Raw genomic sequence first — 11,894 nt, forward strand, 5'->3', positions numbered from 1 at the left:
GACCCTAATATACCGCGAGATCACATGACCTATATTTCAATCAAACGTGCGACAATCGCACTCATATTAGCGCCCGCTATGGTTTTGGGCACATCGCCCGTCGCTGCGGCCGCGCCCGGTGCCCCTAAAGCCAAGCCACCGGTTCTGACATGCACCACAACCACGCCGGAGGGACTGTCTTATTCGGTCATTAAAGCCGGGAAAGGCGAAAAACCCGGAGCGGATGCGAAAGTAAAGGTCAACTATAAAGGCATGCTGACATCTGATGGCAGCATGTTCGATTCCGGCGAGGGCACAGAATTCAAAGTCGGTGCGGTTATCGCCGGTTTCGCCCAAGGCTTGCAACTGATGCAACCGGGCAGCAGCTTCCGCTTCTGCATCCCTTCCAAGCTCGGATATGGAGAAAATGGTTCTGGGCCAATCCCTGCCAATGCCGATCTGGTATTTGAAGTAGATCTGTTGTCGTTCACGTCGCCGCCACCCAAGCCGATCATACCGGTCGCGCAGCGCGCTTGTGATACGACTACCGGGTCCGGATTACGCTATTTTGTCATTCAATCGGGAACAGGGGAAATTCCCACAGCATCGGATATGGCATTGGTCGATTTTGCAACATTCGATGCAAAAACTGGCGTCACGCTGGAACAACGCGAATGGGAAAAGATCACATTGGCCCAAGCTACTCCGGTATTTGTTGAAGCGTTGAAACTGATGAAAGCAGGTTCAAGCTACACCTTTTGCTTGCCGGTACCAAAAACCGACGTGGCGAAGGATCCGGCGACACCGGAGATAAACATCAGGATAAATCTAATTGATGTGCGGCCTGCGCCTGAACTGGATTTCTAGGGTCAGGACCTAGGGTCAGGACCACTGAAATACACTTGCGAGGCGTCAAAATGGCTTCGATCTCGAACCAAATTGCGCTTGCCGGTAGAATGACTATCGGCGGCGCGCATTTTGGTTCGATATCTTCGCCATTTTGACGTCCGAAGGATTTGACCCATTTTGCAGATGGCCGCGTCAGAAAACCTTGAGATACATCTAAGTCCCTGCGGCTTCCTTCCTTGCCCTGTGCAAAATGGCCTCAAACCTCGCAAGTGTATTTAAGTGGTCCTGACCCTAGCTCAAAAGGACGACCGGGCTATCGGCGCGCCAGTGCATGCTGACCTTGTCGTCCCAGGTGAAGTCCTCCTGGTCATGGCGGGACAGGTTAGGCCGCGAAACGCGGATAACCTGCCCGCCCTCGAGCTGAATTTCGTACAGCGTGATATCGCCTAAATAGCTCATGCCCTTGATTGTGCCACGGGCAAGATTATGCCCATCGGGTGCATCTTGTGCCGCGGCGCGAATGGCTTTTCCTGCACCGGGAACGTGGAGATAGATTTTCTCGGGCCGCAATGCGACCCATACATCAGCGCCATGTGGGCCAGTGACACCGTGGTTGAGGTAGATTTTTCCAAGCCCGGGGCAATCAACCGCAGCCTTGTCCGGTTCATCCAATGTCAATTTGCCCTCAAATATATTTACTGACCCGACAAAGTCCGCAACGAAGCGGTTGGCGGGATATTCATAGAGATCGGATGGCCCGGCCAGTTGCGCGACCTCACCTTTATTGATGACCGCTACACGGCTGGCCATAGACAATGCCTCATCCTGGTCATGCGTGACGGTAACGAATGTAATCCCGACCTTGTCCTGCAAGTCCGAAAGTTCAAATTGCATCTGTGCGCGCAGCTTCGCATCCAGCGCCGAAAGCGGTTCATCCAGCAACAAAACCTTCGGCCGCATAACGAGGCTGCGGGCCAAGGCGACACGTTGCCGCTGTCCACCCGACATCTGGTCAGGCATCCTGTCTTCAAACCCGCCCAGCTTTACCAGTTCCAAAGCCTCTGCCACGCGGTCCCTGATTTCGCCCTTGCCAACCCCTGCAATCCGCAAGCCATAACCCACATTATCAGTGACGTTCATGTGCGGAAACACCGCGTAGCTTTGGAACACCATGTTGACCGGCCGTTTGTTCGGCGGCACCAGACTCATATCCTGACCATCAATGATGATCTGTCCTTCAGTCGGCATTTCAAAGCCGGCAATCATACGCAACAAAGTCGTCTTGCCGCAGCCGGAAGGGCCGAGCAGCACAAAAAATTCACCCGCCAGAATGTCGAGGCTGATATTGTCGACCGCCGTGACCTTGCCAAAGCGTTTGGACACGTTGCGGATCTGGATGATGGGCTGTTTTGTTTCGGGCATTAGTGAGTCTCCGTAATACCCTTCACCCCTTGCACCTTCAGTGCAATGAAGGTGAGGATGACGGTCAATAGGATGAGCAAAGTCGAGGCGGCGTTCACTTCGGGTGTGACCGAAAAGCGTACCATGGAATAGACCTTTACCGGGAACGTGATGGTATCGGGGCCGCTCGTGAAAAATGTAATCACGAAATCGTCGAGGCTGAGGGTAAAGGCAAGCAACGCCCCGGCGACAAGGCCTGGCTGAATATGCGGCAAAAGAACATCGCGAAAGGCTTGCCACTCGGTCGCCCCCAAATCCTTCGCCGCCTCTTCCTCCTCCTTGTTAAAACTGGCCAGCCGGGCGCGCACGACCATGGCTACGAACGGGAAGCAGAAAGTGATGTGGGCGATCGTAATCGCCGACAGGTTAAGTGGCCACATGAGATCGGTTGGCCATTCGACCTTGGCGAAGAAGATCAGGAAAGCGACGCCAAGGCAAATTTCCGGCACGATGATGGGCAACGACATCGTGCCTTCGACAAGACCCTTGAACGGAAATCGGAACCGCCAGAGCATGACCGCAGCCAAAGCCCCGATAACGAGGCTGATGATCGTTGCCAGAAAAGCGATCGTCAGCGAATTGACCAACGCCTCCACCAGACTGTCGTTATTGAGTGCTTTTTCGTAATATTTAAGCGTGAAGCCTTTCCACACGACATTGCGCTTGCTGTCGTTGAAGCTGAAAACCATCAAAACGAGCAACGGCGCATACAGAAACAACATGGTCAGGCCGACCCAACCGCGCATCCATAGCTTTCGGGTATATTCGAGCGGTGCAATCGGTGCAGAGCGGAACAAAGCCATCAGCGCACCTCTTTCGTCTTGTTCGCTTTCATCGATTGCAGGGCAATCAGGATGAACATCGCATAGATCAGCAAGAACGAGAGCGCCGCGCCAAAAGGCCAGTCGTTGGCGCGTTTGAACTGCCGTTCGATGACGTTGGCGATCATCTGGCTATCGGTCCCGCCCATAAGGTCGGGTGTCAAATACGCCCCCAACGCCGGGACGAGCGTGATCATGACACCGGCAACAATCCCCGGCGCGGCAAGCGGTACTACAATCTGCATGAATGTCTTGAAATGCCCTGCCCCCAGATCGAGGCTGGCCTCGATCAGGCTTTTGTCCAGCCGGTCAAGCGCGGAATAGAGCGGCAGGACCATGAACGGGAGGTGCACATAGACCAGCCCCAATACAACGGCGAAATTGTTATAGAGCAACTGGATTGGCGTCCATGCCTCCAACGGTTGCATTCCAACCAAAGTCCGCAGCCAGCTGGCACCCTCCCAAAGTCCACCCAGTCCTTTGTTCATATAGCCATTTGTTCCCATCAAAGCCATCAATGCATAGGTACGGATCAGCAAATTGGTCCAGAAAGGGAGCATGATACCAAGCAACAGCCAGGGCCGCCATTTAGGGGCGGCAAAGGTGATGGCCATGGCGACGGGAAAGCCGATAATTAGGCAGATAAGTGTTGTAAGCGCCGCAACCGCAAGGCTTTTGAGGAATATCGACAGATACAGCCATTCGATTGCGCGTTTATAATTATCGAGTGTTCCGGAAATATTGATATCGGCAGGGCCTGCATTCTCGCCAAAGCTATAGAGCCAGACGATAGCCATGGGCGCCACAAAGAACAGGGCGAGCCAGAACACCGGCACCGACGCAATCGCGGCGAATGGCTTTTTCTGGCTTTTCCAGTCCTGCAACGCCCCCGACATGACTAAGCCGCCCGCACGCGCGTAAATGCCTCCTCATATTTCGGCTGAAGCTCTGGGTTGAACTTCGCATATTCGCACTTCGCCAGCACGTCGGCGGGCGGGAATATGACGGTGTTGTTTTTATAGGCATCGGGCATCAACGCCTTGGCCGCGTCATTGGGCGTTGGATACAGGATGGTTTCGGTAATCTTTTTACCCGCCTCGGCGTCCAGCAGATAGTTGATAAATGCATGGGCATTCTTCGGGTGCGGTGCGCCTTTTGGAATGCACAGATTGTCGGAATTCAGTTGACCACCTTCTTTGGGGATAATGAATCCGATGTCGGAATCCTCAACCATCGCCTGCGCGATATCGCCATTATATTCCAGCACCAGATCGACTTCGCCCTTCAGCAGCAAATCCTGACCATTATCCTCATGGAAGGATTTGATATTCGGCTTTTGCTTGATCATCATGGCCTCGATGGCTTTCAGGTCGTCATCGGTAAGTCCGTTGACCGACTTGCCCATATATTTGCCATAAAGCCGGAACATGTCGCCTGCTTCGGACAGGACCGCGATGCGGCCTTTATACTCATCGCTGTCGAACAAAACCTTCCAGCTATCGGGAACACCATTCACTTTTGATTTGCGATAGCCAATACCAAGCGCCAGCCAGGTATAAGGCATCGAATATTTGCGCGCCGGATCATAAGGCACATCCTGATAGTCTTTTGCGACATTTTTGAAATTCGGGATCTGCGCCTGATCCAGCGGCATCAACATATCTGCCGCTGCCATCCGCTCGACAAAATCGTTGGAAGGAACAATGACGTCATAGCCTTGATTGCCTGCACGCAATTTTGCGAACAATTCGTCATTGCTGGCAAAAAGCGTCATGTTCACATCAACGCCCGAGCTGTCCTTATAATCTTCCAAAGTGGTCTCACCGATATAAGTGTCCCAGTTATAAAAGTTCAGCTTTGCCTCTTCGCCATTGGCGAGTTTCTTGGCTTCCTTTTCACCACACCCGGCAAGCGCACCGGTTAAGCTGAACCCGACCGCAGCTACGCCCATGCCTTTTAACATTGCGCGACGGCTATTGCCTGCTTGCAAAAAAGTTTTGAAATCCATCTTTTTTCTCCGGCTGACCCTCTTGATTTAATTGACTATGCTGGACCAAATTCAGCTTTAGGAAAAGCCTTTTTTTCCGTCCCTTGCACGCCTTAGGAGACGGCAATTTTATTACACCCCGTCACAATAAAATATGGTTGGATAACTTATTTGGGCGGAACCACCGCCGCGGTTTCGGCGTCTATGGCGGCTTGGACAGACCTGTAAAAAGCCTCGCGCTGTTGCCCCACTTTGTCATCGGTTGCTTTCGGCCAATTGCTATTAGACGCGATCACGAGCTTACGTTTCGGGTCGATAAATATCCCCTGTCCGAAAATACCCTGCGCGGCATAACTACCGTCGTCATATGTCCACCACTGATATCCATATCCTTTACCCGGATCGCCAATGTCCGCCTGTTTGGTGGTTGCAGACAAAATCCAGTCGGCAGGCAATATCGATTGACCTTTCGCAATCGCACCCCCCAGCATGAACTGGCCAAAGCGCGCATAGTCGCGCGTTGAGGCCTGTACACAACAGCCGCTGATTTCATGGCCCGTGGACCCCAACAACCAACTGCCATCCTGTTCCATTCCGAATGGAACCCAGACCTTTTCCGACAGATATTCCGATAATTTTTTGCCCGTGGCCGAACTGACCAGAACACCTATCAAATTGGTCTCACCGGTTTTATATACCCATTTGGTCCCGGCAGGTGCTTCGCGCGGTAATTTCCGCATATAACTGACGGTCACATCCATACCGTCTTTCGCCTTATGCTGGTTAAAAAGCGCGACATCGGATTTCGGGTCTGCATAATCTTCATTCCATTTGACCCCCGATGTCATCGTCAACAACTGGCGAATAGTCACATCGTCATAGGCCGAGCCTTTAAGGTCGGGTATGTAGGTCGACACCTTATCTTCGATACTTTTGATAAAGCCGTCTTTGATGGCCGCCCCGACCAGTGTCGATGTGAAGGATTTTGCGACCGAAAAACTGGTCCATTTGCCATCACCGGTAAATCCGAGGCCATATTTTTCAAGGCGGATTTTGCCGTCCTGCACGATGACCAGCCCAGCCGTGCGCTGCGCCTTCATATAGGCGTCGACATCGGTATTGATGGTAATCGGCGACCCTTTGGGCAACGGATAAACATCGTCGCCTGTTTCAATAATATTGGCTTTGGCGAGAATCGGGATGCGATCCATTGTGCGGAAGGCGGCGTCGCGTTGTTTGGTATTCCAGAACAGGACATTTGCATCGGTCGGCATGCTGGAAACCAGCGCCTTCATATCGTCGTCTGTCGTCGCCCAAAAACCACCCGCTGCGCCGGCCAGCACCAGAAAGAGTGCCAGTATAAACTTTTTCATTGCTTCCCATCCCCCTCAAAACCACCGATGGCGGTATCAATCCCGTTCAATCGTCGTGCCGCCAATTTATTGCTTCACCAATGTGACTTGTGCAACATTGATGCCGCCACCCCGAAATCCTCCCTCACAATACATCAGATAATAGCGCCACAGGGAAATGAATTTTTCATCGAAGCCGCTGGGCAGGCCGCCCTGTTCCACCGCAGCATCAAAACGGGTGCGCCACCGTTTGAGCGTTTCGGCATAATGGAGGCCGAAGTCGTGCTGGTCCTGCCACGACAGACCGTTGGCATTTGCCAATGCACGGAACCTGCTTTCCGACAAAAGCATACCACCGGGGAAGATATAGTGCTGGATGAAGTCAGTGCCAAAGGCATAGGCATCGAAAACATCATCCTCGATCCGGATATATTGGATGGCGGCTCGACCACCGGGTTTTAGGCAGCGGGACAGGGTTGCAAGATAGTCGGGCCAGTATCTCTGCCCCACAGCTTCGACCATCTCGACACTGGCGATGGCGTCGAATGTTCCGGCGACATCCCGATAGTCTGTTAATTCGGCTGAAGCTTGGGGCGCCATTTTGAGGCGGGCGTTGGTGTAGGATTTCTGGGTTGCCGACAGGGTGATGCCCTCATATATAACCCTATGTTTTTCAACAGCTATTTCGGCCAAACTGCCCCAGCCGCAGCCGATTTCCAACAGAAAATCCCCCGGTTTCAAATCCAACCGCGCCAGCAGCGTCTCGATCTTGCGCGCCTGCGCCGCCTCAAGGGGTTCGTCCGCCGACACCGGCTCCGCAAAAAGCGCGCTCGAATAGGTCATGCTGCGGTCCAGCCACGCTGCGTAAAAGTCGTTGCCGAGGTCATAATGCGCCTCGATGTTCCGCCGCGCCCCGCTGCGGCTATTGTCGCGCAGGCGGTGGACGATCTTGCCCACAATCTTTGCAAGGCCCGACGGTCGCCCCACATTGCCGAGCTTCACCCGGTTCCGCATGAACAGGTCAAATATCAAAACCGGATCAGTGCTGCTCCACTCGCCCGCCGCCCAGGCTTCATACCAGCCGATGGACCCGCCGCGCACCAGCCGGAACAGTGCATTCCAATGGTGGATCGTGATATGCGCCATAGGCCCCGGTCCACGGCCGCCGACAATCCGCACCGAACCATCAGGCAACACACCCTCGACAGTACCAAATTCAAACCCGCGATCGATGCGGTCGACAATCCTGTCAAAACCGCGTGCAAAAAGGCCGCCGGTCAACGCGCGCAATCCCTTTGCGCGGGTCAAATGGCGGCCTCTTTTTGCATCGGGGGCATTCATGCCCGCGCCTATGCTACAGCACAGACGGCATTGCAATTACTCCGCACCAGTGCGCCTATTTCTTACGCAGTTCGTCCCGGATTTCGGTCAGCAAATCGACATCGGTCGGACCCGTCGCCGCAGGAGGAGGCGGAAGCACCTTGTTCGCCTGACGGATGATCATGAAGATGACAAATGCCAGAATGACGAAATTGATCAGCGCGGTGATGAAACTGCCATAGGCGAACACATTCGCACCGGCGGCCTTTGCCGCGACCAGCGACATACCGCCGGTCACCTTGTCCGCCCCGCCCAGCACGATATATTTGCTGCTGAAATCCACCCCGCCACCTGTTGCCAGTGAGATCAGCGGCATAATCAGATCGTCCGTCATCGACGTCACGATTTTCCCGAAGGCCGCGCCGATAATCACACCCACAGCCAGATCCAGGACATTCCCGCGCGCAATAAAAGCCTTGAATTCACCGAGCATATAAACTCTCCCATTTTAAAAAACCCTGCGTAGAAATGTCATAATTCACAAAGAAACGATAGCGGTCATTGCGTAAAATCTTCACGCGCCTTATATGACTAATACACAGGGTAGTTGCCCCTTAGAGGAGTTCTATTGATGCGTACCAATTATGCGAAATTTCTTTTGGTTCCGGTTGCTGCGGCGTCGCTCGCCGGATGCGGTATCAACAGTGTTCCCACCGCAGAAGAAGGGGCGAAGGCCAAATGGGCCGATGTGCAGGCCGCGTTTCAGGAACGCGCCAATTTGATTCCCAACCTTGCCAATGTGGTTAAGGGGGCCGCCGCGCAGGAAAACAAGACGCTGACCGAAGTGATCGAAGCGCGCGCGAAAGCGACCGCACCGAACATTCAGGTCAAAGACAGCGATCTGAGCGATCCGGCCAAAATGGCCGCCTTCCAGTCCGCGCAAAACCAATTGTCGGGCAGCCTCGCGCGCCTATTGGTGTCGGTCGAACAATATCCCGAACTGAAAAGCCAGGAAGGCTATCTGAAGTTGCAGGACCAGTTGGAAGGTCAGGAAAATCGGGTGCGTATTACCTTGCGCGATTATAATGAAGCCGTGCGGGTTTATAATACCACAATCCGGACCTTCCCGGACATCATCGGTGCCAAGATCATCCACGGCGCAAAGCCGATGATCCCCTATCAGGCCACCACCCCGGGCGCAGAATCCGCGCCCAAGCTTGATATGGCGCCCACCGGCTAATCCTTCTCGCTAAGGAAATAAAAATGAAAAAGGCCATCGGCCTTCTCGTCGCGGCGCTACTGGTCCTCACCGGCCAGTCAGCGCTCGCGCAGACATTTCCCAAATTGTCCGGTCGTGTGGTGGACGAGGCCAATCTGCTCGATCCCGCGCAAGAGGCCGCGCTTACCGCCAAGCTGGAAGGTCTGGAAACCCGCACCAACCGGCAACTCGTGGTCGCGACATTGAACAGCCTCGAAGGCTATGAGATATCCGACTATGGCTATCGCCTCGGACGGCATTGGGCCATCGGACAGGATGGCAAGGGCGAAAGCGAAAAGGACAATGGCGCGATCCTGATCGTCGCGCCCAATGAGCGCAAGATGCGGATCGAGGTCGGCTACGGCCTCGAACCCATATTGACCGACGGCCTGTCCTCATCCATCATCCGCAACGACATCACCCCCCGTTTCAAGGATCGCGATTTCCCCGGCGGCATCAATGCCGGTGTCGACCGCATTGTCACCCAATTGGAACTGCCTGCGGACGAAGCCGCGAAAGTGGCCGCACAAGCGCAGAAGAACCAGAAGGATGACGAAGGCTTCCCCTTGGGCGCCCTTATCTTCCTTCTCTTCATCTTCTTCTTCGTCCTGCTTCCCATCATGCAGAGCATGAAGGGCGGCGGGCGCAGGCACCGGCGCGGCGGCGTTGGTCCCGTCATCATCTGGGGTGGCGGCGACTGGGGCGGCGGTGGCGGCGGCTCCTCCTGGGGCGGTGGCGGAGGCGGCGGCTTTGGCGGTTTCTCGGGTGGCGGCGGCGGCTTCGGCGGCGGCGGCGCATCGGGCGGCTGGTAAGGAACGGACGATATGGCCTTACATAAAATAAACCGGATGACGCAAGCTGACCATGTGCGCGTGACCGAAGCGGTTGCCGCCGCGGAACAGCATACCAGCGGCGAAATCGTCACGATCGTGACCGACCTGTCGGATCATTATGAAGATATCGGCCTGTTCTGGGCCAGCGTTGCCGCCTTTCTGGCATTCGCGGCCTATGGCCTGTTCCCCGATTTCTATCTGGGCCTTGTCGACAGCGTCACCGGTGGCTGGGCGCATGATTACAGCGCAGGCGAAATCATGGCGATGATTTTTGTCGCCATGGTCCTCAAATGGGTGGGCACATGGTTGATCCTGAAATGGCTGCCGCTGCGCCTCGCCCTCACGCCCAAGGCCATCAAAATGGCCCGGGTCCGTGCCCGCGCAATCAGCCTGTTCAAGGTCGGCACCGAGGCCAAGACCGTGGGCCGCACCGGCGTGCTGCTCTATCTGTCGATGAAGGAACATCGCGCAGAAATCGTGGCGGATGAAGAAATTGCCAAGCTGGTCACGCCCGAAATCTGGGGCGATGCGATGGTTGCGCTGATCGAACGGGTCAAGGCCGGACAGCCGGGTGAAGGCATGGCCGAAGCCGTGCGGCAAATGGGCATTGTTCTTGCCGAACATTTCCCGAAAGGCCATGAAAATCCCAACGAGTTACCCGACAGATTGATTGAACTATGACGACCGATGCCTACCCTGAAGAAATCATGTGGCAGGGGCGTTTCATCACCGCCAAAAAAACAGGCAAATGGGAATATGTCTCCCGCGCACGCGGGATAAAGGCCGCCGTCATATTGGCGGTGGAGGATGACCATGTCCTCCTCGTCGAACAATATCGCGTGCCTTTGGGCGCATCCTGCATCGAACTGCCCGCAGGGCTGATCGGCGATCACGACGCCGGTGAAGACGCCCTCACCTCCGCCGCGCGCGAGCTGGAGGAAGAAACCGGCTATCGTGCCGGCAAGCTGGATATCGTCGGCGAATTCTTCTCCTCCCCCGGCATGGTCAGCGAAAGCTTCACCCTCGTCCGCGCCACGGGCCTGACCAAGGTCGGTGATGGCGGCGGGGTCGACGGCGAAAACATCATCGTCCACCGCGTTGCGCTTGGCCAGCTTCCGGCCTTTGTCGCGGACAAGCGGGCCGAAGGCTGTGTGGTGGATGTGAAGTTGCTGATGTTGCCGGGGATGGTTTTTTAGGTAGGGGACTTGGGCCTTTAGGTTGCGCCTCGTTTTTTTCGCTAAAAGGAAGAAGGCAAAAAGGAAGAAGGCGTTGCTCCTTTCCTTCGCCGCTTTTGGGGAGAGGACCGGTAGTTTTGGCCTTCAAACTTTTAGAGGGATAGCCTCGAAGGTCACGTTCTACGGGGACTGTCCCTTCAGGGACTGTCCCCAACCCACCAGCGTAACACACCCGTCACCCTCAACTTGGTTCAGGGTCCATCGTGCAACGGCACCCTTAGCGTGAAACATAACGCAACGGTGCGTCCCAGTTTGGCTTGCCACACACGGCACAGTAATGGACTGACAAATGGACCCTGAAACGCAGTCACCGAAGGTGAAACGAGTTCAGGGTGACGAGGGGGTACGGGTCAAACCGCTTACTCCCCTCCCGCTTGCGGGAGGGGGAATCTCAGGCAAAGGCGCAGAGGTCCAAAGGCAGCACAACGTCTTCTTCCTTTTTCCCTTATTCCTTCTAGCAAATTCCACCCTCCAAAGTCCAAAAGGCCGGAGGAGGACACCCACCTACCCTAACGGAAATTATCCGCGTAAGCCTGAATCTTCAGCGTCTTGGGCGGGGTTGGGATGAAGGTGGCGTGAATGCCCTTTTTCGCGGCATAGGCTTGCGCTGCGGCGAGGGTCGGGAACTTCAGTTGCACCTGCACCTGCGTGTCGCCCGATCCGGCCCAGCCCATCAGCGGGTCGGCCTTGCGTGGTTCCGACGGCGTGAATTCCAGAATCCAGAGGTCCGTATGGGCTTTTCCAGACTGCATGGCGTTTTTGGGACGCTGATAGATACGTGCGGACATCGGAACTTCCT

13 protein-coding genes are annotated in these 11,894 nt (G+C 55.1%); 5 read left to right on the forward strand and 8 right to left on the reverse strand.

Annotated elements, in window-relative coordinates; genetic code table 11:
* Positions 1-24 precede the first annotated feature (24 nt).
* On the forward strand, positions 25-846 hold the full coding sequence (locus EUU23_RS06925; RefSeq protein WP_160353306.1) for an FKBP-type peptidyl-prolyl cis-trans isomerase: 822 nt from the start codon (positions 25-27) through the stop codon (positions 844-846).
* A gap of 273 nt (positions 847-1,119) precedes the next feature.
* Here the strand turns inward: EUU23_RS06925 and EUU23_RS06930 are convergent, their stop codons facing one another.
* The 7 genes from EUU23_RS06930 to mscL all read right to left on the reverse strand — a co-directional run bounded on the left by EUU23_RS06930 (position 1,120) and on the right by mscL (position 8,262).
* Complete coding sequence (locus EUU23_RS06930; RefSeq protein WP_160353307.1) at positions 1,120-2,250, reverse strand: ABC transporter ATP-binding protein; 1,131 nt, start codon at positions 2,248-2,250, stop codon at positions 1,120-1,122.
* Positions 2,250-3,092, reverse strand: coding sequence for an ABC transporter permease (locus EUU23_RS06935; protein ID WP_160353308.1), 843 nt, complete (start codon positions 3,090-3,092; stop codon positions 2,250-2,252). The genes EUU23_RS06930 and EUU23_RS06935 overlap by 1 nt, the downstream gene beginning before the upstream one ends.
* Entirely contained in the window at positions 3,092-4,006 is a 915-nt protein-coding gene (locus EUU23_RS06940; protein WP_160353309.1) for an ABC transporter permease, read from the reverse strand. Before EUU23_RS06940 ends, EUU23_RS06935 begins: the two co-directional genes overlap by 1 nt.
* Positions 4,007-4,008: 2 nt before the next feature.
* A complete protein-coding gene (locus tag EUU23_RS06945; RefSeq protein WP_160353310.1) occupies positions 4,009-5,118 on the reverse strand; it encodes an ABC transporter substrate-binding protein in 1,110 nt (369 codons plus the stop codon).
* Positions 5,119-5,264: 146 nt separating this feature from the next.
* The gene (locus EUU23_RS06950; protein WP_160353311.1) at positions 5,265-6,470 is read right to left on the reverse strand and encodes a serine hydrolase domain-containing protein; all 1,206 of its coding nucleotides are present in this window, start codon (positions 6,468-6,470) and stop codon (positions 5,265-5,267) included.
* 66 nt (positions 6,471-6,536) lie between these two features.
* A complete protein-coding gene (locus EUU23_RS06955) occupies positions 6,537-7,790 on the reverse strand; it encodes an SAM-dependent methyltransferase (protein WP_160353312.1) in 1,254 nt (417 codons plus the stop codon).
* 55 nt (positions 7,791-7,845) lie between these two features.
* Complete coding sequence (gene mscL / locus EUU23_RS06960) at positions 7,846-8,262, reverse strand: large conductance mechanosensitive channel protein MscL (protein WP_160353313.1); 417 nt, start codon at positions 8,260-8,262, stop codon at positions 7,846-7,848.
* 138 nt (positions 8,263-8,400) lie between these two features.
* On the opposite strand from mscL, the gene EUU23_RS06965 reads away from it, so the two are divergent.
* Genes EUU23_RS06965 through EUU23_RS06980 form a run of 4 tightly spaced genes read left to right on the forward strand, consistent with a single transcriptional unit; the run spans position 8,401 to position 11,056 of the window.
* Positions 8,401-9,009 carry a LemA family protein gene (locus EUU23_RS06965; RefSeq protein ID WP_160353314.1) on the forward strand — a complete coding sequence of 203 codons (609 nt, stop codon included), beginning with the start codon at positions 8,401-8,403 and terminating at the stop codon, positions 9,007-9,009.
* 23 nt (positions 9,010-9,032) lie between these two features.
* A complete protein-coding gene (locus tag EUU23_RS06970) occupies positions 9,033-9,839 on the forward strand; it encodes a TPM domain-containing protein (protein WP_160353315.1) in 807 nt (268 codons plus the stop codon).
* A gap of 12 nt (positions 9,840-9,851) precedes the next feature.
* Positions 9,852-10,541, forward strand: a complete 690-nt coding sequence (locus EUU23_RS06975; RefSeq protein ID WP_160353316.1) for a TPM domain-containing protein — start codon at positions 9,852-9,854, stop codon at positions 10,539-10,541.
* A complete protein-coding gene (locus EUU23_RS06980; protein ID WP_160353317.1) occupies positions 10,538-11,056 on the forward strand; it encodes an NUDIX hydrolase in 519 nt (172 codons plus the stop codon). Before EUU23_RS06975 ends, EUU23_RS06980 begins: the two co-directional genes overlap by 4 nt.
* Positions 11,057-11,604: 548 nt before the next feature.
* Here the strand turns inward: EUU23_RS06980 and EUU23_RS06985 are convergent.
* Entirely contained in the window at positions 11,605-11,883 is a 279-nt protein-coding gene (locus EUU23_RS06985; protein ID WP_158899727.1) for an NADH dehydrogenase ubiquinone Fe-S protein 4, read from the reverse strand.
* Positions 11,884-11,894: the final 11 nt, after the last annotated feature.

Origin of the sequence: Sphingorhabdus profundilacus (assembly GCF_009769755.1) — a bacterium.
Taxonomy (GTDB): Bacteria; Pseudomonadota; Alphaproteobacteria; order Sphingomonadales; family Sphingomonadaceae; genus Sphingorhabdus_B; species Sphingorhabdus_B profundilacus.

Excerpts from the sequence above, each read along its gene's own strand:
- EUU23_RS06925 (WP_160353306.1), top strand. The coding sequence starts at position 25 with ATGACCTATATTTCAATCAAACGTGCGACAATCGCACTCATATTAGCG.
- EUU23_RS06930 (WP_160353307.1), bottom strand. The coding sequence starts at position 2,250 with ATGCCCGAAACAAAACAGCCCATCATCCAGATCCGCAACGTGTCCAAA.
- EUU23_RS06935 (WP_160353308.1), bottom strand. The coding sequence starts at position 3,092 with ATGGCTTTGTTCCGCTCTGCACCGATTGCACCGCTCGAATATACCCGA.
- EUU23_RS06940 (WP_160353309.1), bottom strand. The coding sequence starts at position 4,006 with ATGTCGGGGGCGTTGCAGGACTGGAAAAGCCAGAAAAAGCCATTCGCC.
- EUU23_RS06945 (WP_160353310.1), bottom strand. The coding sequence starts at position 5,118 with ATGGATTTCAAAACTTTTTTGCAAGCAGGCAATAGCCGTCGCGCAATG.
- EUU23_RS06950 (WP_160353311.1), bottom strand. The coding sequence starts at position 6,470 with ATGAAAAAGTTTATACTGGCACTCTTTCTGGTGCTGGCCGGCGCAGCG.
- EUU23_RS06955 (WP_160353312.1), bottom strand. The coding sequence starts at position 7,790 with ATGAATGCCCCCGATGCAAAAAGAGGCCGCCATTTGACCCGCGCAAAG.
- mscL (WP_160353313.1), bottom strand. The coding sequence starts at position 8,262 with ATGCTCGGTGAATTCAAGGCTTTTATTGCGCGCGGGAATGTCCTGGAT.
- EUU23_RS06965 (WP_160353314.1), top strand. The coding sequence starts at position 8,401 with ATGCGTACCAATTATGCGAAATTTCTTTTGGTTCCGGTTGCTGCGGCG.
- EUU23_RS06970 (WP_160353315.1), top strand. The coding sequence starts at position 9,033 with ATGAAAAAGGCCATCGGCCTTCTCGTCGCGGCGCTACTGGTCCTCACC.
- EUU23_RS06975 (WP_160353316.1), top strand. The coding sequence starts at position 9,852 with ATGGCCTTACATAAAATAAACCGGATGACGCAAGCTGACCATGTGCGC.
- EUU23_RS06980 (WP_160353317.1), top strand. The coding sequence starts at position 10,538 with ATGACGACCGATGCCTACCCTGAAGAAATCATGTGGCAGGGGCGTTTC.
- EUU23_RS06985 (WP_158899727.1), bottom strand. The coding sequence starts at position 11,883 with ATGTCCGCACGTATCTATCAGCGTCCCAAAAACGCCATGCAGTCTGGA.